This is a genomic window from Rathayibacter sp. CAU 1779 (assembly GCF_054551755.1).
Map to the genome: position 1 here is coordinate 1,480,062 of NZ_JBTOLK010000001.1, position 20,233 is coordinate 1,500,294.

Here is a 20,233-nt window from a genome sequence, read left to right on the forward strand (position 1 = left end):
GCGGCTCCGTTGCCCCGGCTCACGCGGCTTCTCCCTCGACTGTCAGGCCTTGTGAATGCAGCCACGCGGCGTGGAGCAGGGGGACGGATGCGCCCGCTGGGCGCTCTGACAACCACTCGCTGCGTAGAGCTTCGACGTCGACCAAGTCATCGGGTACCCCGCCGCCGTCCCAGGAGCGGGCGAATTCTCGCTCGGGCGTGCCCCAGCGAACTGCCCCGAAGTGCGCCTTGGTCGATCGAGACAGGAGAGCATCTGGCAAGAGGTCCGAGAAGAGGTGGCGCATCAAGTCGGTACGTCCGGCATAGCCCCATCGCCCGCCTTCGCGAGCAAGTGCAAACATGAACGCCGGAGATTGAAGTGGGTGCGCTACCCGCACGTTGTACTCGTCCGCGAGTAACTGCAGGTTGTGCGCAAGTGTGAGCGCGACACGGCCGGACGCCATTGCTCGCGTTTCACGTCCCCAGTGCAGGGGAGCCCGCTCTTCGGCCGCCAGGTCATTCGCCAGCATTCGGCGGGCCTTCTGCGTGATCCAGGGCAACTGCTCGGCGTAGTCCCTCGCCGTTCGTCGCGCTCGACCGCGAGGTGTCGCGCCAGCAGCCCAAGCCCAACTGAGAAGCGCCTTCGACGGGCGGCGGCGATAGCGAAGCAGTAGAGCGAATGGCGTGACCCGTCTTGTTCCGAGAACCTCGTCTCCACCTTCGCCGGTCAGAAGACCATTGCCTGACGCGGACAGAAGAATGTGGTTCTTCAGGTGTAACGCGGCGGGGAAGAGCAGGCCGTGTCGTCGGAGGCTCGCCCGCACGTCGGCGTCCAGATAGGTGGAGCGTTCGGTCACGTCGAGGACGACCGGATCGTCGATGTCGAGGTGGTCGAGAACCAGGGCCTGCCATGCGGTCTCGTCCGAGTCGGTATCGCCTGGATATCGCAAAATGACAGGTCGCGGCGCAACCAAGCCCCTGGCATGTGCGACGTGGCACGCGACAGCCAGTACGGCCGATGAGTCACGTCCGCCAGAGAAGCTGACGAACGATGTTCCGACTGCCAGGAACTGAGCGATCTCCTCCTCCAGCGCTTGCCTTGCGGTCGAGTCGCTTCGTGCAACACGTGTGGGCAGCAACGTTCGTCCTCGAACGCCGATCGCCAGTTCTGTCTCGCTCGGGCGTTTCAGTGTGTCGGTCATCGTCGCATAAGAAGGCCCCCGGGCGGAATTCTCATCACGCCCGGGGGATGTTTCAAGGCTCAGGAAACCTTGGAGTCCGAGCCGTAGGGGATGCCCAGGAAGTGGTCGTCCTGGCCGAATCCGCTCTGCGCGAGAGTGACGTCGGCGACCGAGCCGATCGCCTTGATCGAAGGTGCTTCGTATGCCATTGCTGCCTCCCGGTAGCGTGAAGTGAGAGTTACTCATGAGGAATCTATCAGGCCGAAAGCACGGAGCCATGGCCCAATACGGGGGTCGCCGACCGCGGTGGCACGGCATAGTGCGGCCCCCGAAAGCGGGCACGTCGACCTGCTCGAGGGCATGTCGTCTGATACTCGATCGATGTACCGTCGGGGTAGCGACTCGTCTGAGGGAGACTCATGTCCACCGACACCACAGCGGTCGCGCCGCACTGTCGCCTGTGCGGTGCGATCCTCGACCGCACCTTCGTCGACCTCGGCATGTCGCCGCCGTGCGAAGACTTCCTCACCGCAGACCGCCTCGACACGGTCGAGCGGTTCTATCCGCTCAACGTGCGGATCTGCTCGCGGTGCCTCCTGGTGCAGTTGCCGGCGTACGTCGACCCGGAGGATGTGTTCGTCGAGTACGCGTACTTCTCCAGCTTCTCCGACTCGTGGGTCGAGCACGCTAGGCGCTACGCCGACATGATGACGGAAAAGCTAGCGCTCGGGCCAGACAGCCTGGTGGTCGAGGCGGCCAGCAACGACGGTTATCTGCTGCAGCACTTCGTCGCGGCCGGCATTCCGGCTGTGGGCATCGAACCAGCGGAGAACATCGCCGTCGCCGCACGCGAGAAGGGGGTGCCGACAGAGGCGTTCTTCCTTGCGGAGAATTCCGGTGCAGTGTTCGCCGCACGTCGCGGACGGGCGGACCTGGTCGCCGCGAACAACGTGTACGCGCACGTTCCCGACCTCGTCGGCTTCACCAAGGGACTGCGAGAACTGGTCGCCGACGACGGATGGGTCACCATAGAGGTCCAGTACCTGCGCCGGCTGATCGAGCGCAACCAATACGACACGATCTACCACGAGCACTTCCAGTACTACACGGTGCTGACTATCGCGCGCGCTCTTCGATCGGGTGGACTCGAACTGGTCGACGTCGAGGAGCTTCCGACGCACGGCGGTTCGATTCGCGCGTACGCGCGTCCAACCGCCGTCGCCGGCGATCCGAGCCCGGATGTCGTTCGGCTTCTCGCTGAGGAAGCGGCGCTAGGCCTTGACAGCGTCGACGGGCACATGGGGTTCGCTGCCGATGTCGCTCGCATTCGCAACGACGTCCTGGACTTCCTGATCACCGCGTCGCGAGAGGGCAAGACAGTTGCGGGCTACGGAGCTCCCGGCAAGGGCAACACGCTGCTCAACCACTGCGGCGTCCGATCCGACCTTCTCCCGTACACGGTCGACCGAAATCCCTACAAGCACGGGCGTTTTCTACCGGGAACACATATCCCGATACACAGTCCAGACAAGCTCGCAGAGACGAAGCCGGACTACGTGTTCGTCCTGCCCTGGAATCTGCGGACCGAGATCACCGAGCAGCTGGAGTATGTGCGGGAGTGGGGGGCCAAGCTGGTCTTCCCCATTCCCTCGCTCGAGGTCGTGTGACCGGCGAGCGGAGCTGACCCCGACCGATGATCGATCTACCGAAGGAGTAGGCCATGCGCGTTCTGGTCACAGGCAACGAGGGATACCTCGGGACGGTCATGACCCGGACCCTCACCGCGGCCGGTCATGAGGTGACCGGTCTGGACACTGGATTCTTCGCGGCGTGCGTGCTGGGCGATGCTCCGGTCGACCCGCCCACCATCCATGCCGACATCCGCGACGTCACCGCGGATCAGCTTGCAGGTTTCGATGCCGTCGTGCATCTGGCGGCGCTCTCGAACGATCCGCTCGGCAACCTTGCACCGGAGCTCACCTACGACATCAACCACCACGCCAGCGTCTCGCTGGCACGTGCCGCCAAGGACGCCGGCGTTGGTCGATTCCTCTATGCCTCGACCTGCAGCGTCTACGGCACCTCCGGCGGAGACGCCCTCGTCGGAGAGGATGCGTCGCTCAGCCCGGTGACGCCGTATGCGGAGAGCAAGGTGCGCGTCGAGGCCGACCTGCACGAGCTCGCGGACCACGGATTCGATCCCGTATACCTGCGAAACGCGACGGCGTTCGGATTCTCTCCGCGGCTTCGCGGGGACATCGTGCTGAACGACCTTGTGGCGTCGGCCTTCTTCACCGGGAAGGTCCGAGTGCTCTCCGACGGCACGCCGTGGCGCCCTCTCGTGCACGCACAGGACATCGCCTCGGCCTTCCTCGCCTGCCTGACCGCACCCAGTGCGAACGTGCACGACGCGGCATTCAATGTGGGAAGCGACGCAGCCAATCTCCGAGTAAGCGACATCGCGGAGATCGTCGCGGAGGTCGCCGGCGGCGCCGCCGTCGAGATCACCGGCGAGAACGGGAACGACCCTCGCTCGTACCGTGTGGACTTCTCAAAAATCAACAGTCTCGTGCCGGAGTTCACTGCGGAATGGACGGTTGGGCGTGGCGCCGAAGAGCTGCTGTCGAAGTACCGGGAATTCAATCTCGACGAGAAGACCTACCGGTCGACATTCAAGAGACTGACCTGGCTGGCGGGGCTCCAGAGCAGCGGGAAGCTCGACGAGAGAATGCGGTGGGTTTCGTCGAGGCTTCCGCGATGACGATGAGAGCGAGGGAACGAAGGCCAGCCGAGGGAGTTCTCGGAGACCGCGCCGATTCTGGAGGCTTCGTCATCTACAGCGTGAAGCCCTCGGGGTGATCTCGTGACTGGGCGCGCTGCTGAGTGGGATTCGTTCGTCGGATGTCGGTGGTGCAGGTCAACGGACTACCGCCGGATCCTCGACCTCGGGATGCAGTATTCGGCATCGACCCTGCCGGCTCTCAACGACCCCGGACCGGACCCGGCTGCACCACTGCGACTCGTCGTGTGCTTCTCCTGTGGGCTCGTTCAACTCGATCGCACCATGCTCGATCCAGAGGGTCCGATGGGCGTCGAACCGCGCGCGATGCGTTCGCAGGCGGAACAGGTCGTAGCCGACCTGAGTGATGCCGGATTCCTCGTGCCGGGGATGACAGTGGCCGAGTACTCCAGCCCGCACAGCGGTGACTGGGCGGACTCGTTGCACTCCAACGACTTGAGATCGGCCGAAGGCGAGCGCGCCGACGTCGTGCTCGATGTGTTCGGACTCATGCACGAACCGGACCAACGTGCTGCGTTCGAAGGCCGCGTCGCGCGTCTACACGAGGACGGCACACTGGTCGTCCAGATCCATTCGCTCGAGGGAGACATTCGACGAGCGGCATGGCCGGTCGTGCGCCACGGCCATTACGCGTACTACACCGTGACCTCGCTCGTCTCCCTGTTCGCCGCCGTGGGATTCGTCGCTCTCGACATCTTCGAGTACGACTTGCAAGGCGGAACCGCCGTCGTTGTCTTTCGTCGGCGGGGCGAGCCGTCGTCGATCGTCCAGGACGTCTTGAATCGCGAGCGGGAACTGGGTCTTAGCCGAGCAGACACGCTGATCGATGTGACAGCCGTCCTGCGGGAAGCTGCCGATACCTCGAGTAGGGCGTTGCGCGCGTACGTCGACGACTGCCTTCGGATCGGGGCCACGGTCGGTGCCTATCCGGCTTCAACCGGGAGCGTGGCGCTTCTGTCGTTGGCCGATCTTGGGCCGGATGATGTGATCGCGGTTGGTGACATGTCCGTTGAGAAGCAAGGGCGGTTGCTTCCAGGCAGCAGGATTCCGATTGTGACTCCGGACCAGCTCATGGACCGTGCGCCGACGAGGATCCTTCTTTTCGTACCTGATCTACTGGAAGAACTCCGCGAGGGCTATCCGACATTCGAAGATCGAGGTGGACATTGGGTCGTTGTGGCGCCTTATCCGAGTGAAGTCGCGCAGAATTCAACCGGATGACGACGGCGCTCGAATGATTGCCACTCGCGGAGCTTCGCCACGCGATCGCGGTCGAAACAAGGTGCAGGGACGACGTAGGTCGAGGGGGATGACATGGTAGATCCGGCAGTCTCGGTAATCCTTGCGACGAATCGAGCCGGTTCCGCCCCGTACCTGAGCAAGGCGATCGCGACGGTACTGGCACAACGCGAGGCTTCATTCGAGTTGATCATCGTCGACGACGGCAGCCCAGACGAGACTACGGCCGCCGGGATTGCCCTAGGAGATGCCCGCGTGCTTCACGTCCGGCTCAATGGTGTCGGCGTTGCTCGCGCGAGGAATATCGGCGTCAGCCTCACTCGTGGACCGTTGCTCGCCTTCATCGACGATGATGACGCTTGGGACCCCGAGCGGCTTTCCCATCATGTGGCGGTGATGGAGGCAGACTCCGAGATCGCCGTGTCGTACTGTCGGATGCGGAGCATAGATGCTGCCGACAATGAAATAGCCCCTGGTGACCAAACGCCAGTGCATGACATTCACGACGTTTATCGTCATTCGACAGGGATTCTGCTCGGCAATATGGTGATTCGTCGAGACGCTTTCGTCGAAGTCGGAGGGTTCGACCCTGTATTTCGAATTGCCGAAGATCTGGACTTCCTGCTGCGTGTCGCCCGGCTTGGGCGAGTTGCTTTTGTCGATGGTCCGGTCCTCGTCGACTACCGCGCACACGAGAGCAATACGACTCGGCAGCACAGGAAGACTGCGGAAGGCGTGCGAGCCGTGGTCCGCCTTCATCGCTGGGCCGCGCTCCAGCGAGGCGATGCGGATCTCGCCGCGGATCTGAAGCGCAGTCTGGCAGCGAACGGTCGATATGCCGCGTGGAGCGCGACACGTGCTGCGAAGCGGGAGATGAGTTCCGGGCACCCACTCGACGCCGCGGCGGAGTTGTTCTGGGCGTTGCGGTTTGCCCCCGGAGCTCCGATCAGCTGGTTGTCACGTCGGCTGAGGGCCGTAAAGCAGGGCATGCCGACCTGACGACCGCGTATTTGGACCGCCGAAACACTTGCGGCGCGGTAGGACAGCGACGGCGGAAGCAGTTTGCGGACGGTCCCGAAAGCCCCCGTATTGGTGCCCCTGCGCTGCCAGGCAAGACGCCACTCGGACCGAGTGTTGATGGACAATACTTGTGTGAGTTTATTGATGAGGGCCGGCGCGTGACGGAATCCGTCATGTTTCCGAGGTTCATCGCACCATTCCCAAGCCTTGCGGACGGAGCACGTCAATGGCGTGAGCGCCTGAGGAGAATCGAGGACCTGGGCTTCGATGAGGCCGCGATTTCCGAACACTATTCACAGGGCTGGGCCATGGAGCCTCTCGCAGCCCTGGCGTTCGCAGCCGCAGAGACTTCTCGGCTCCGCTTGCTCACACTGGTGCTGAATAACGATGTACGCAACCCAGCTGTTCTCGCCAAGGCGATCGCAACGGTCGATGTCTTGAGCGAAGGCCGTGTGACATTAGGCATCGGCGCAGGCTGGCTTCCCGCAGACTATGAGGCGCTGGGATTACCGTTTGACAGACCCGGGACACGACTTGATCGACTTGCCGAAGGGGTCACCGTCATCCGCTCCTTCTTCGCCGGCGGATCGGTGGATGAGCGCGGAAAGTTCTACAAGATTAGCGGGCTCGAGGCGATTCCGGCAACGATCCAACAGTCCGGTCCGCCCATTCTCATCGGTGCGGGTGGTCCGCGGATGCTCGACCTCGCGGGCGGTCTCGCGGACATAGTCGGCGTCCATGTGACGATGGGCGCAAACGGATTCGACGAGAACGCGGCCCGCGAGATGTCAGGATCGGCCATCCGAGCGAAGATCGATCGTGTTCGAGCTTCCGCCGCTGGCGCGGGGAGGCCGGTTCCCGCAATTCAGTTCACCCCTGTAGTCGTCGTGATCGATGGAATCCGTTCAACGGCGGTCAGGCCAAGGTTCACTGACTACTTCGAGGAGAACGCCACAGAGTTCGAGGATTCCCCCGCAGTGCTGATCGGCTCCGCGAACACGATCGCGGAGTCGATCACGCGCTGGACCGATGAACTCGGCATCACGTTGTGGCATCTTGGCCACAACGTCGAGTCGGTCGCGAGCATCGTTGCGGCAGCACGTCGATGAACGGGACGGGCACGAATATGCACCGAGCTGCGAGCGGGTTGCACACCCGACGTGATGCGCTGTCCGCGGCAACCACCATGAGTCTTGAGCAAGCCGAACTGTAATCGAGAAACTGGAGCACCAATGTCGGATGCAGTTGTAGCCGTACTCGGAACGGGAATGGCCGGATTGGGTGCAGGACACATTCTTGAGTCCGAGGGAATCCCGTTCACGTGCTTCGATAAGAACGAAGTTCTTGGCGGCCACACTAGATCATTGCGCTATCCGGGTGGATTCGTATTCGATGAGGGCGGCCATATCTCGTTCACCAAGTACGACCATGTGAAGGAAATCCTCGCCAAGAACGTACAGGGCGCGTTCGAAGAACGGGTCTTGAAGATCGACAACTACTGGCACGGGCTACGGATTCCCCATCCAGTCCAGATCAGCCTTGCGGGGTTGCCGAGCGATCTGATTGTGCGAGTAATCACCGATTTCGTCGAGGTTTCGTCTCAGCCGATCCCGGATCCGTCGGCGCAGACATACGAGCAGTGGTTGTACTCGACGTACGGAAAGACATTCGCCGAGACATTCCCCATCGTCTATGGCACGAAGTATCACACGACCACGATGGACAACCTCGTCACGGACTGGATCGGCCCGCGGATGTACCGGCCGAATCTGGAAGAAGTCCTTTCCGGTGCCCTTGCAAAACCGATCGATCACAGCACGCACTACGTTGATTCGTACCGGTATCCGTCACGAGGTGGATTCCTCAGTTATCTGGAGCCTTTCGCGGATGCGTTCGACATCCGACTTGATCATCGGGTGATCGGAATCGATCCGTCTGCGCAGACACTTCGATTCGCCAATGGTGCAGAGGTTGTCTATTCTGCCGTGATCAGCTCTCTTCCATTGCCTGAATTGATCCCTCTCATCAAGAATGCTCCAGTCGATGTGCTCGAAGCCGCGGAGCGACTTGCGTTCACGACTGCTGTCCTCTTCAACGTCGCCATTGATCGTGAAGATCTCTCCGAGACTGCGATCACATATTTCTACGATGAAGACATCGCGATGTCGCGCGTCAACCTTCCGCACATGTTCTCTCCGCACAACGCACCTCCCGGGTGCGGTGTCATCCAGGGTGAGATCTACTTCTCGGATAAGTACAGGCCTCTCACGGTGGCGCCGGAGACGTATTTCCCGCAGGTGATCGCTGACCTGCGACGTTGCGGGTTCATTCGCGAGGACGACAACATCCTGTTGCAGGAAACGTATGTCAACCGTTTCGCCAATGTCATATACGACCAGGACCGGGCTGAGGCAGTGGCAGCGATTCACGGTTTCCTCGACGATTGCGGCATTGAGTACTGCGGTCGTTACGGCGACTGGAACCACTCCTGGACCGACCAGTCATTCGTGAGCGGCGAAGAGGCGGCTCGACGGGTGCTGGGAGCTAGCGCGAGTCGGATCACGTCATGAGTCAGGTCGACCCTGTGGCCGGGCAGAGCCCTCTGGTGACGGTCGGTGTCCCCGTTTACAACGGGGCGAGGTACCTGGAAGAGACACTTCGCGCCCTGCAAAACCAGGAATTGCGGAATATCGAGATCCTCGTTGCCGACAACGGGTCGACTGATGCAACACTCGAGATCGCAGAGCGCGTCGCGGCAGAGGACGAACGTTTTCGAATTCTGTACAGTGACGTCAATCGCGGCTCGACGTGGAACTACAACCGTCTGCTTGACGCAGCGCGAGCCCCGCTCTTCATGTGGAACGCGGCCGACGATGTGATCCTGCCGCGGCACCTCCTGAAGTGTCGTCAGCTGCTTGTGGATAACCCGGAAGCAGTCGTTGCTTTCGGGCGTTCGATTCGTGTGGATTCGAGCGGTCGATATATCGGCGACTACGACGATAAGGGCCTTGATTTCCTGACTCCGGGACCGGTCGGACGACTTAACATGTTCTTCGAACACGGCCTGTGGTACGCGGCATTTGCAGGCCTTTACCAGACAGCGGCGTTGCGTGCGGTCGGTGGCTATGACGCCTTCTACGGGCAGGACATCGCACTCGCAGTGAAGATGGCGCTGCGCGCACCATGGGTTCAGATGCAGGAGCAGTCGTATCGACAGCGCGTCCACGAGGCGCAGATGACCAATCTCCAAGGTGCCGATCCGGTCGAACAAACCCGGATCTTCACTCCTGGGCATCGCCGTCCGTTTGCTTTCCCTGCGTGGTACCTCAACTATCGCCTGTGCGTAGAGGTAATTCGCGCCCCCGTGGCTCTCGGGCAGCGCCTACGCGCAATCGGGGTGGTCTTCGTGCACTGGACATTGCCGAATTGGCGCTCCTTGCCATATGACCTGAAGCGGAATCTGGTTCGGCTCATCAAAGGACGCTACGTCGGGGCATTCGACGCGACGTAGGCGGTGCCATTGGGGTCGAAGCCCGAAGACGCGTCGTCGGCCTGGTTTCACGGCGTGGGTTCGGCGCATCTAGAAATGCCGCGGAAATCAATCAGCTGATCGGACGTAGTCGCGATCCAACGCGGAAAGGGTCGAAGCTCCGCACGATGCCATGGTGTTGCGAAGCTCCTCGACCAGTTCCGTGAGGACGTGCTCGACCCCGGAACGGCCGTTGACTGAGAGTCCCCAGAGCACGGCCCGTCCTACACCGACAAGGGAGGCTCCGAGGGAGATGGCTCGAACCGCGTCTGCGCCGCTCCTGATGCCACCGTCGACCAATACTGGAGCCCGTCCTCCAACCGCATCAACCACGTCAGCGAGGACGTTGGCAGTCGAGACGACTCCTGGAACCTGGCGTCGTCCGTGATTCGAGACTATGACTCCGGCCGCGCCCTCATCCACCGCAAGGGCGGCGTTGCTGGGCCGCAGGATCCCTTTGACATGCACAGGAAGTCCAGACCAATCGGCGAGCAGCGCGATGTGCTCAGTCGAGAGCGCGGGGTCCATCTCGTCTGCCATTCCCGACCAGTCCAGTGACGGATAGTTGGCGGGCCGAACGCCCATCTGCGAGCGAGTGGCGGACCGGAACGCAGGGCTGGCGATGGCGCCTGGGTAATCCAACGTGAGCACGAGGGCACCAGCACCCGCGGCTACAGCACGGTCGACGTAGTCTCGACTGAGCCCGCGATCCTTCATGAGGTAGACCTGAGCCCACCATGGCGACGCGATGTTGTGCCCGAACACGGTGACCTCGGTCGTCGCAGAACTCGAATAGATCATCAGACTTCCCACGGATTCGGCTGCTGTCCCCGTGGCGATCTCGGCATCGGCGTGAGCAAGCCGTTGTGCGGCCGTGGGCGCGATGAAGAACGGGGAACGAAGTTCGGCTCCTCCGCGATGAACACTTGATGGGAGTGCCACAGACGCGTCGACCCGGCATAGTCCGGCAAACATGTTCGGCACTATTCGAAGACGCTGCCATGCGAAGTGGTCAGTGTCGGGGTCATCACCGGCCGTGCTTGAGAAGAACTGCCAGCTGATCGGAGAAAGCACATTCTGGGCAGCGACGCGCAACCCTTCGTAGTCCACGACGTCATCCTCTCAATCAATCGGCCTGACCTACCCGTGTGGAGTTCTAGCATGCAATCGTCGGTTGATCCCTAAGCTCCGTGCCCCTTGAAGGAGGCATTCACTTGGATGGAACGGCCGTTCGCACGAGCGCGTAAGCGCGGAGTGCAGTGCCGAGGCCAACGACTGGGGCAAACGCCCGCACTGATCGTGGGGCATTCTGGGGTGCCCTGCGCAGATGAAGCATCGCGATCTGACGGAGCAGATCGTCAGAGAGTGCACTGTTCCTGGTGCGGGCGAACTGATACGTCAACATGTACCTCTCAGCCAGTGCCGAACGTGTTCGAGCTGGGAGCCGGTTCCCGAGTAACCGATGCAGGTGGGCTTCAGCTGTCACCTCGGTGTCATTCTTGGCGCGAAGGGCACCGACGTCGCTACTCGCGCGTCGCCAAAGAGAGCCGGAGGTCTGCCTGTAGTAAAAGAGCGGGTCGGATGCCGATGCTCGCAGGAAACCCCATCCCGCTTCCGCCAATCGGAGCATGAGGTCGAGATCTTCGCCGAGAGACTTCGTCTCGTCGAGGCCATCGACCGACTCGAGTGCCTCACGCCGTATGAGGCACGGACCCAGATATCCGAACCACATGTCTTCGACGATTCCCTGAACTGGCTCGTCGAACAAAGGATCCTCGACGGGGCCGGAAGGCAACCAGGACGTGCCGTCGAGAACCATGCGCTGCCACGCCGAGTAGACGACTGCACATCGGCTGTCCGCTGCCTCAATCACGGCAAGCTGCGTGGCGAGCTTGTCCTTGGCTAATTCGTCGTCGACGTCCAGGAACTGGATCCACCGGCCACGCGCCGCATTCCAACCCGTGTTTCGAGCAGAACTAACGCCGCGGTTCGGTTGCCTAATGACGATTCCCGCCAGTTGGAAATCGATCAAGCCCTGCTCGGCGGCGACCCACGTGTCATCGGTCGATCCGTCATCGACGATGACCACCTCGATGGCCCCCGCATTGATCTTCTGGTCCGCCACTGACGCGAGTGCCGAATGGATCCAGGGCGCGCCCTGGAACGCAGGAATCACGACGCTGACTGTGACTTCCGTGGGGTCTGCCATCGCCTCCACCTCTGCGGAGCGGTCTCGGGTAGTCGCTCGGATCGGAGCATAACTTGTGAGGATCGCTCATGTCGCGTGGTTGCTGCTCGTTGATTCTGAAAGAGTTCACAGGTGAGGACGCGTCCGTGCTGTGTTTGCAACCCGAATGGGTGGGCGAAATTGAGGTGACCTCAGGACTAGCCTGCTTTGCAGCACGATTCGCGCGGATGACCCACGGAACGACTGCGTGGCCGGCAGCGGAACGACAAGACCCGTCCTGACGGAGCTTGCGGATGTCTGGAGGTACACATGAAGGTCGTCTTGTTCTGCGGCGGCATGGGGATGCGCATTCGGGCAGACAACCAGTCGGCGCCCAAGCCCATGACGACGATCGGTGATCGACCGATCCTCTGGCACATCATGCGGTGGTATGCCTACCACGGCCACACCGACTTCATCCTCTGCCTCGGCTACGGCGCCAACGCGGTGAAGAGCTATTTCCTGGATTACAGCGAGACTGCATCCAACGATTTCGTGCTCAGCGACGGCGGGCGGGGAGTCCAGATGCTGAGCACCGACATCTCCGACTGGAGCATCACTTTCGTCGATACCGGTCTGCAGACGGCTATCGGCGAGCGCCTGCGGAGGGTGCGGCCGTACCTCGATGGCGACGACATGTTCCTGGCGAATTACGGCGACGTGCTCACCACCGCTCCGATCAACGACATGATCGATTCGCTTCCCGCTGACCAGGTGGGGAGTCTCGTCGCCGTTCCGCCGCAGGATTCGTTTCATGTGATCGGGTTCGACGAGGACGGCGTTATGCGTGGTATGGCGCCCGTCGCCGGCATGAACATGTGGATCAACGGGGGCTTTTTCGTTCTCCGGCAGGGCATCTTCGACTATCTGGAGCCAGGTGACGACCTGGTCATGGACGGATGCGTGAGGGCGGCCGCTGACGGGCGATTCACCGCGAACAAGTACACCGGGTTTTGGGCGTGCATGGACACGCTCAAGGAACGCGCGTACCTCGAGGAACTGCACGCGAGCGGCATGGCGCCCTGGGAGTTGTGGCACCCCGATTCCGTGATGGCGATCGCCCCGTGACGGAAGTCGCTCTCGGACTGCCATCCGGACCGCTCACCGTCTTCGCGATCGGCGCACATCCGGACGACATCGAGATCGGATGCGGGGGCACACTGCTGGCGCTCGCCGAACGTGATGATGTGGACATCAGAACTCTCGTTTTGACCGGAACGGCTGAGCGGCAAGCGGAGGCCATCGCCGCGGCAAGGCGGTTCGGTGTCTCCCGTCCTCCGGTGTTCGGAGGACTGCCGGACGCGCGCCTCCCGGAGCACTGGGGTGAGACGAAGGATGCCCTGCATTCGTTCCGGGAGATGGGGCCGGCACCTGACCTGGTCCTGGCGCCGCGCGCCGACGACGCGCACCAAGATCACGCGCTGATCGGACGGCTGGTCTCGACGGTGTGGCGAGGACCCCTGATTCTCCACTACGAAATCCCGAAGTGGGACGGAGATCTCGGCCGTCCGTCCGTCTACGTCCGGCTCACACGCGAGCTGGCGGCCAGCAAGGTGCGGCGGCTGCACGACTCGTTTCCCAGCCAGCGTCATCGGGATTGGTGGGACGAGGATTTCTTCTTCGGCATCATGCGGCTGCGCGGCGCGGAGACGCAGAGTCGCTACGCCGAAGCCTTCTCCGTCGACAAGCTCACCCTCTCGCTGCGCTGAGTCGCAGTGTCGGCACAGCCGAACCGTCAGAAGATCTTGCGGAGTGCGCGCTCCATCCGGCTGTTCGGGGCAGGAGCCGCAGGAGACACGCAGAGTTCCGCGATCTCGTCGTCGGCGGGGAGGTCGAGATGGGCATCGTCGAGGTTCGCGTCGATTTCGGCACCGAGAGTCAGCTGTGGGAAGAGCGCAATCGGGCCCGCAGGCAGTGGCGCAGGAGGTGCAGGAGGATGCAGACCCAGCGAATCCGCAATCGAATGAAAGAGCGGATGCCGATGGCCCGGCGGCCGGAGGTGCGCGGTTGGTGTGGCGCGCGGATTCAGCTCGATGAGCGATGCGGCTGAGCTGTCCTGGGACAGGATGAAGTCGAGTCCGAAGAATCCCGAAAGGCCCAACTCTCGGGCCATGACCTCTGCTGCGTAAGTCATCCTCTCATCCTTGATCGGCTCGACGATCATCGCCGGGCCGTTCTCCGATCTGGCGCGAAGAACTCGGACGGCCACGTGGTCGAGGACCTCGCCCTGCAGAGCCACGGCCGTCAGGGTCGCGGGGACTCCCTCCACGAAACGTTGCCCACTCACGATCGGTCGAGTTCGGCGTAGGGCCGGCTCGAGGTACGACGAGTCGTGGTCCAGGGCGAGGCGTCCTACCGCTTCCAGGAGGGGCTGAGGTCTTGAGAGCACACGGTATGCCGAGCGTGCGGAGTCGAGATCGTCCACGATGCTCACCTGCTGTCCGCCGAATCCGCCGTCCACCTTGAGCACGGCGGGGAAGCCGAGCATTTCGATGACGTCGGCAAGAGTCTGCGCTGTGACCTGGCATGTGAGCGGCGCGGCAATTCCAGATCGGTGGGCGATCCGTGCGATCTCGACCCGGGCGTGCCGGATTCCGTAACTACGCGGATCCCCCAGCGAGAGTCGTACCACGTGCGACGCCTGGTCGTCGAGATCGCCGTGCAGATACAGGTCGAACAGGGTCGCGGCGCCGAAATCGTCAGCGGGGACCACGAGGTCGAACGGCGTCGAGTTCAGTACGTGTGCGACCGAGGCGCGCGAGCTGAGCGGGACAAGCGTTCCTGCGTGCGTGATCCAAGAGACCTGGAACAGCGGATGACCCCTCGGCGCCAGAAGGTGTACGGAGAAGCCTGCGTCGCGGGCGGCGAGGGCAAGCCGGGACGTGTCACGCCATCGGTGACCCGTGATGAGCAGCAGCCGGGGTTCGGGTTGGGGACCGCGGTCGTCGCTCACGACCGCCTCGCGACAGCCACGTGGGATCGTCGGCCGAGGTGTGCGGCGATACGTGGCGAGGCGAATTCGGTACCCACCACGAAGCGCAATAGGGGACCGAAGGTTCCGGCGGCGGCAGCGCCCGCGAAGTACAACCCCGGCACCGACGATTCGAAATGGTGGGACAGCATGGGCATGGCTCCGACTCGTCTGATGGATCCCGCCATTGCGGGATCCAGGAAGGTGAGTTTGTCGAGGTTCGCGGCGTACCCGGTGGCGCAGATCACGTGATCGACGTCTAGTGCGGATTCACCGTCATCCGACGATGCCACGGTGAGGATCACGTGCCCATCCTCGACGCGCGCACCGGTGGGTGTCGTTCGGGTGCGAACGTCCGCGTTGCCCATCACCGTGTCTCGCAACCACCATGGCGAAACGGGTCCGAGATGCTTGCGCAGAACCTCGAGACGGAAGTCGCGGGGAAGGTGGCGGTAGGCATCCGGGAGCTCCTCACAGAGCTTGGAGCGCAACCCTGGGCCGAGCCCAGAGGAGGGGTTCCGTACGCGCGTCCACAGGCTCGGGTGCAGGTCTTCCTCGCGCGGAGGGCTCCAGAACGGAATCTCGGCACGCCGAGCGATGAGATGCACGTGAGCGCCGGCCTCGACGAGCGCGGCCGAGACCTCCACGGCCGAGGAACCGGCCCCGATCACGGCGACGCGTTTGCCGTCGAACTCGTCGAACGTGCGATGCGCGCCGCTGTGGGTGACGTGGTCGCCCAGCTCCGAGAACAGGTCGGGCGTATAGGCGAAGTGACTGATGCCGACGGCGACCACCACCCGTCGCGCCGTCACCGTCTCTCCGTCGCCGAGGTCGAGCGTGTAGCCGCGATCTCCTGCGGTGAGGCGAGAGACGAGCCGCGTGTCCAGGTGGGGCACGAAATGGCGTTGGAAGTCCAGGGCGTAGTCGGCGAACTGGTCGAGCGTCACACGCGGCTCGCGGTCTCCGTAGACGACTCCCGTCCGCGCGGAATGCTCGCCGAGGGTCCAACCATCGATCGGTGCGGCAAGGCTGGAGGCGAAGCCGTCCGACTTGAGGAGCATGCCTGCCGGCATGTTGTTCTTCCACGTGGCCATGGGCACACCGAAGGTCTGCGTGGCCACTCCCTTGTGGATCAAATGGGCCGAGATCGAGAGGCCGTACGGGCCGGCGCCCACCACCGCAACGTCAGTATCCATGTCGCACCCCCTTCCGCCCGCACCGGCGGCGACCGTCAGTGTCGGGCTCGCTTCCCCTCAGAACCGCTCGCTCCGGCGCCCAGCGTGCCACCCGACAGAGCCCGGTCGGGTCCATGGACGTGTCGATGGCATGCTGAATCTTACTCAGCTACAGTCGTGCTGCTCCTCCCGTACGTCGCCGGTGCGAGAGGCTGGACTCCGTCGGTGTAGAGGTGCTCGTATGCGTCGACCACCCGGTCGAGGCTGAACTGGCGAGCACGTTTAGTGCTGCGCTGCTCGAGCACGGCCCGAGCCTCGGAGTCGGCGAGAAGATCGCGGAGCGCGGTGCCGATCGCATCGAGCGGGGCGAGGAGTCCGGCCGCGCCGTTGTCCGTCACGTACTTCGCCCCGATGTTCGGCGTGGCCACCACGGGCAACCCGCACGCCATGGCCTCCGCGTAGGGGATTCCGAATCCCTCGTAGTCGGACGGCAGGCAGAAAACCCATGCTCTTTGATACGCCTCGATGAGCTGCGTGTCGGTCAGCTCGCCGAGGACCGCGACGCCGGGTCCGGGATCCGCTGGTGCATCCCTGCACACCATCTCAAGCCGGGCGGTCGGGCTCGACGGCAGAACATCGCGTTGGAAGACCCGGGCCAGGTCGGCTCCTCGCTTGCGATTGGTCCATGTACCGACGAACAGCACGGTCGGAGTTTCTGATCGCCGCTGGCCATCAGGTCGGAATCGCGTCGCATCGACTCCGTTCGGGATCACTGTCTTCACCCACGGAGTCCAGCGACGCGTCCGCGGAGAGACGACGGATGTGCGGTCGGCCACGATGCTCGCAAGGATCTCGCTGACGCCGAGTGCCACCATCCTCAGCTTCTCGGCGAATCCTTTGATGTGGACGGCTTCTTCGAAGCACGAACCGTGGATGGTCCTCACGTGACGAGCAACTCGACGGCGCCATAGCCAGTAGTCGTCGCCGTGAGCGTGCAGCACGTCGTAGGAGCTGAAGTCCACGCGTCTAAGGTGCAGCGCGAACCGGAAGGTGCGCATCCGGCCGGAGAGTTCGATCCGGCGATGGCCGTACAGGGCACCCTCCACGGGAGGGCACTCGCTGAATACATCGACGTGATGTCCGCGGCGAACGAGCTCGGTCGCGAGCTCGTGGACCTGATAGCCCACCCCGATCTTGCTGCCGCTCGGCAGGTAGTAGGAGATCATCGCGATGCGCAGGGGCCGCGCCGCCACGCTGCTCATCCGCGGAGTCCGTTCGCCAGCGCCTCGAGCCAGGCCCGGCCGTACTCCAGGTCGGGCTCGAGGTAGTTGCCCTCAGCCCACTCGTTCCATGACTTGACCCAGAGAAGGCGCTCTTGCTCCGGTCGATCGCGCAGAGTGGAGAGGGCGTGATCTAGGTTCTGCCCGAACGCGTCGGGATTCGCCCCGGTCAGGACCAGCCCGCGAGCTCCTGACCGTGGCGTGTTGTCCCAGTTGGGATACACGCTCGGTTGTAGGCGGGCATCGGACCATACAGGCTCCCACGGCCCGGCATCTGTCGAGTACGGATACGCCTCAGGGCCGCCGGACTTCCGCCGCAGACGCATGCGCAGCACGTCGGCTTTATCCCGCCGTGCAGGCAGCCGGACGTAGACGCCGGCGTCGAATCCGTCGGCGCTCGTTGCTCGGTAGCGCGGCCCTTGGCCGAGCAGATCGCTGATCTCAGCAACGAGATAAAGGCTGTCGAGGCCGGCCTTGGCGGCCATCCGCTGCCACCGGTCGACGAAGGCGGCGGCGTCGGGAAGCTCCTCCGGGCGGAAGACGTAGAAGACGGGTCTGCCGTTCACGCGCAGATAGCGGTCGTCGCGCAAGGCCGGCAGGATCGCGTCGAAGTGAGCCTGATCGTCTTCTGGCCCCGGGTAGGTCTGCTGGCGGAGCACACGATTCTCCGCGCCATGCCAGATGCCGGTCCAGGTCTGATTCGCCCACCCCAGGCAGAACCGGATCGACGGATGGCCCGATTGCAGGACTTCTGTGAACGGGCGCTCGAGGATCCGCGAGCCTGCACCAAACCAGTAGTGCCAGTAGCAGAAGGCCTCGACCCCATATGCCAGCGCCAGGTCGCTCTGCGCTTGTCTGGCCTCCGCCAAGCGGAGGTCGTAGAAGCCCAAGTCCGCCGGCAGGTGCGGTTGTATGTGCCCGCGGAAGAGCGGCCGGGCCCGCGCGGCATTGGTCCATTCCGTGAATCCCGGCCCCCACCACTCGCTGTTCTCGGGTATGGGGTGGAACTGCGGAAGGTAGAACGCGATCGCTCGGGCCGCGAGCTCGTTCATGATGGGGCGAGAAGCTTCTTCTCGACCAACTGATCGATGAACGCCGCTGTGTCCGCCTGGGCGACGGAGGCGCCGATCTCGTATTCGGCGGCCAGCGCGTCTTCGAGTTCGGCCGTGGTGCGCTCTTCGGTCAGCAGCTTCGCGAGGAACGCCCCCGATCCGTTGGTCGTGAGGTACGTCGACGACGTCAGGTCGAGGATGACCAACTCTCCGTCGATCTCCTGCCAGGTGATTCCGTCGCTACGAAGTTTCACGGTTCCCTCGGGTGGATGGCTCGATGTTGGTCAACGATAGAGAACCCGGGCTGCTATCGGGAGCCCCCAAAGCGCGGGCCCACATGTCCGTCGTGACCGTTGCTCCCTTGCGTGCGTCGAATCGTTCGATCGCACCGGCGCGAGCAGCCCGCGCCATGACCTCGCGCTCGGCCGGGTGATCCGCCATCCAGCGCATCGCGGCGGCGAGAGCGCTGTGATCTCCCGGTCTGGCAAGCAGCCCCCAGCTCGTCCGTGTGACACCATCACCGACCGATTCGAGTGGATGATCGGCATCGAGGATCTCGCGAATACCACCCGCGTCCGTGCCGATGACCGGCACACCGGCGAGCATCGCCTCGACGACCACTTGGCCGAAGGGCTCGGGCACGGGAGATGCGTGTACGAGCGCTGTCAGCTCCGCCACTTCCACGCTCGGATCCGAAACCCAGCCCGTGAACACCACGCGACTCGAGAGACCGAGGGCGTCCGGCAGCTTCCGCACGTCGTGGGCGAACTCGCCGTCGTTGAACAGCGCATCCCCGATGACGCGGAACCGGGCATCGGGAAGCCTTTCACCGAGAAGTGCCGCAGCGTGCAGGAATTCGACCTGGCCCTTGGTCGGTGCGATGCGGCCCACTAGGCCGAAAGTCGTTGCCACCCCATCGGTTCGCGGTACGTCCTCGAGCGATTCGATGTCGACGCCCGGGTAAGCGACGGCGATCCGGTTCGACGGCACGCCGGGTACAGTTTCGCGCGTCGCGACCGAGTTCACCACGATGGCCCGCGGCCCGAATCGCGCCAGCATTCGCATGGCGAGAATGAGCACTCGCGGAAGGTAGTCGGGCGCGATGCGGTCATGGAGGTGCCACACCCAGCGCCGTCCGGCCAGCGGAGCGGCGAGCGCGGTCAGCACTGCCGCCTTGAGCGTGTTGGCCACCACGAGATCCGTCTTCGCGCCGCGGATGGCGGACGCGAGACGTGGCACGATCACGATGGTGCGAAGAGCGTTGCGCGCGGCCCTGATCGGCGAGGAGACCACCTCGGAGCGTCCCGTCCCCGTGAGTTCGCTCGAGACAGGAAGGACGGCGACGCGGACACCCTCGTCGCGGAGCCGCTGCACAAGCGGGCCGTCGGTCATGAGCAGCACCATCGGCTCGAAGCGGGAACGGTCGACGGCGTTAAGGAGCCGCATCATCGCGACCTCCCCGCCGGCGAGGGCCGCCGTGTGATCGATGAGCAGGACGCGAGTCGTCATGGCGTCATCGTCCGCGCTCGCTCGCCGCAGCACGTCGACGCGATCATTGAGTGCGCTGGCCCGCTCATCCGGCCTCCTCGGGTGGCGCGTTCTCTCCTCGCCGACGTGGCTGGGAACGCGCGGCCGAGCAGGTTCGGGATCCACTAGGGATGATGATCTGATGAAACCTCAGATTCCTAACGAGAGTAACCGGAACGGCCAGCCTCCGGCACCGACCCATTCAAGGGACGGCGGGACCGGGGTGCGATCCGGTTCCACCCACTTCTGGGGCG

The 20,233-nt window shown here is 63.5% G+C and carries 19 protein-coding genes and 1 pseudogene; 10 read left to right on the forward strand and 10 right to left on the reverse strand.

The window, feature by feature from the left end:
* Positions 1 to 19: 19 nt before the first annotated feature.
* Entirely contained in the window at positions 20 to 1,180 is a 1,161-nt protein-coding gene (locus ACX9R5_RS06705; RefSeq protein ID WP_459408223.1) for an asparagine synthase-related protein, read from the reverse strand.
* 59 nt (positions 1,181 to 1,239) lie between these two features.
* Positions 1,240 to 1,368 carry a lasso RiPP family leader peptide-containing protein gene (locus ACX9R5_RS06710; RefSeq protein WP_459408224.1) on the reverse strand — a complete coding sequence of 43 codons (129 nt, stop codon included), beginning with the start codon at positions 1,366 to 1,368 and terminating at the stop codon, positions 1,240 to 1,242.
* 210 nt (positions 1,369 to 1,578) lie between these two features.
* On the opposite strand from ACX9R5_RS06710, the gene ACX9R5_RS06715 reads away from it, so the two are divergent.
* The 8 genes and pseudogenes from ACX9R5_RS06715 to ACX9R5_RS06750 all read left to right on the forward strand — a co-directional run bounded on the left by ACX9R5_RS06715 (position 1,579) and on the right by ACX9R5_RS06750 (position 9,729).
* The gene (locus ACX9R5_RS06715) at positions 1,579 to 2,826 is read left to right on the forward strand and encodes a class I SAM-dependent methyltransferase (RefSeq protein WP_459408225.1); all 1,248 of its coding nucleotides are present in this window, start codon (positions 1,579 to 1,581) and stop codon (positions 2,824 to 2,826) included.
* 53 nt (positions 2,827 to 2,879) lie between these two features.
* Positions 2,880 to 3,920 (forward strand): NAD-dependent epimerase/dehydratase family protein, encoded by a 1,041-nt coding sequence (locus ACX9R5_RS06720; protein WP_459408226.1) that lies wholly within the window; start codon positions 2,880 to 2,882, stop codon positions 3,918 to 3,920.
* Between the two features lie 102 nt (positions 3,921 to 4,022).
* Positions 4,023 to 4,211, forward strand: a pseudogene (locus ACX9R5_RS06725) (hypothetical protein); the annotation flags it as partial.
* 12 nt (positions 4,212 to 4,223) lie between these two features.
* Positions 4,224 to 5,180, forward strand: a complete 957-nt coding sequence (locus tag ACX9R5_RS06730; RefSeq protein ID WP_459409043.1) for an NAD(P)-binding class I SAM-dependent methyltransferase — start codon at positions 4,224 to 4,226, stop codon at positions 5,178 to 5,180.
* A 93-nt stretch (positions 5,181 to 5,273) separates the two neighbouring features.
* Positions 5,274 to 6,197: a glycosyltransferase family 2 protein gene (locus ACX9R5_RS06735; RefSeq protein WP_459408227.1), complete on the forward strand. Its 924-nt coding sequence runs from the start codon at positions 5,274 to 5,276 to the stop codon at positions 6,195 to 6,197.
* Positions 6,198 to 6,376: 179 nt separating this feature from the next.
* On the forward strand, positions 6,377 to 7,327 hold the full coding sequence (locus tag ACX9R5_RS06740; protein ID WP_459408228.1) for an LLM class flavin-dependent oxidoreductase: 951 nt from the start codon (positions 6,377 to 6,379) through the stop codon (positions 7,325 to 7,327).
* A gap of 123 nt (positions 7,328 to 7,450) precedes the next feature.
* A complete protein-coding gene (locus ACX9R5_RS06745; RefSeq protein WP_459408229.1) occupies positions 7,451 to 8,788 on the forward strand; it encodes a protoporphyrinogen/coproporphyrinogen oxidase in 1,338 nt (445 codons plus the stop codon).
* Positions 8,785 to 9,729 (forward strand): glycosyltransferase family 2 protein, encoded by a 945-nt coding sequence (locus ACX9R5_RS06750; protein WP_459408230.1) that lies wholly within the window; start codon positions 8,785 to 8,787, stop codon positions 9,727 to 9,729. Before ACX9R5_RS06745 ends, ACX9R5_RS06750 begins: the two co-directional genes overlap by 4 nt.
* Before the next feature lie 87 nt (positions 9,730 to 9,816).
* Here the strand turns inward: ACX9R5_RS06750 and ACX9R5_RS06755 are convergent, their stop codons facing one another.
* The gene (locus ACX9R5_RS06755; RefSeq protein WP_459408231.1) at positions 9,817 to 10,857 is read right to left on the reverse strand and encodes an alpha-hydroxy acid oxidase; all 1,041 of its coding nucleotides are present in this window, start codon (positions 10,855 to 10,857) and stop codon (positions 9,817 to 9,819) included.
* A 100-nt stretch (positions 10,858 to 10,957) separates the two neighbouring features.
* On the reverse strand, positions 10,958 to 11,956 hold the full coding sequence (locus ACX9R5_RS06760) for a glycosyltransferase family 2 protein (RefSeq protein WP_459408232.1): 999 nt from the start codon (positions 11,954 to 11,956) through the stop codon (positions 10,958 to 10,960).
* 288 nt (positions 11,957 to 12,244) lie between these two features.
* On the opposite strand from ACX9R5_RS06760, the gene ACX9R5_RS06765 reads away from it, so the two are divergent.
* Both ACX9R5_RS06765 and ACX9R5_RS06770 read left to right on the forward strand, forming a co-directional pair.
* Entirely contained in the window at positions 12,245 to 13,042 is a 798-nt protein-coding gene (locus tag ACX9R5_RS06765; RefSeq protein ID WP_459408233.1) for a glycosyltransferase family protein, read from the forward strand.
* On the forward strand, positions 13,039 to 13,683 hold the full coding sequence (locus ACX9R5_RS06770; protein ID WP_459408234.1) for a PIG-L deacetylase family protein: 645 nt from the start codon (positions 13,039 to 13,041) through the stop codon (positions 13,681 to 13,683). The genes ACX9R5_RS06765 and ACX9R5_RS06770 overlap by 4 nt, the downstream gene beginning before the upstream one ends.
* Positions 13,684 to 13,709: 26 nt before the next feature.
* On the opposite strand, the gene ACX9R5_RS06775 is transcribed toward ACX9R5_RS06770, so the two are convergent.
* The 6 genes from ACX9R5_RS06775 to ACX9R5_RS06800 form a co-directional block, all read right to left on the reverse strand.
* Entirely contained in the window at positions 13,710 to 14,927 is a 1,218-nt protein-coding gene (locus tag ACX9R5_RS06775; protein ID WP_459408235.1) for an ATP-grasp domain-containing protein, read from the reverse strand.
* Positions 14,924 to 16,141, reverse strand: coding sequence for an NAD(P)-binding domain-containing protein (locus ACX9R5_RS06780; protein ID WP_459408236.1), 1,218 nt, complete (start codon positions 16,139 to 16,141; stop codon positions 14,924 to 14,926). The genes ACX9R5_RS06775 and ACX9R5_RS06780 overlap by 4 nt, the downstream gene beginning before the upstream one ends.
* Positions 16,142 to 16,281: 140 nt before the next feature.
* Complete coding sequence (locus tag ACX9R5_RS06785) at positions 16,282 to 17,382, reverse strand: glycosyltransferase family 4 protein (protein WP_459408237.1); 1,101 nt, start codon at positions 17,380 to 17,382, stop codon at positions 16,282 to 16,284.
* A complete protein-coding gene (locus ACX9R5_RS06790; protein ID WP_459408238.1) occupies positions 17,379 to 18,452 on the reverse strand; it encodes a glycosyltransferase WbsX family protein in 1,074 nt (357 codons plus the stop codon). Before ACX9R5_RS06790 ends, ACX9R5_RS06785 begins: the two co-directional genes overlap by 4 nt.
* A complete protein-coding gene (locus ACX9R5_RS06795) occupies positions 18,449 to 18,706 on the reverse strand; it encodes a PqqD family protein (protein ID WP_459408239.1) in 258 nt (85 codons plus the stop codon). The genes ACX9R5_RS06790 and ACX9R5_RS06795 overlap by 4 nt, the downstream gene beginning before the upstream one ends.
* The gene (locus tag ACX9R5_RS06800) at positions 18,693 to 19,961 is read right to left on the reverse strand and encodes a glycosyltransferase (protein ID WP_459408240.1); all 1,269 of its coding nucleotides are present in this window, start codon (positions 19,959 to 19,961) and stop codon (positions 18,693 to 18,695) included. Before ACX9R5_RS06800 ends, ACX9R5_RS06795 begins: the two co-directional genes overlap by 14 nt.
* Positions 19,962 to 20,233 lie beyond the last annotated feature (272 nt).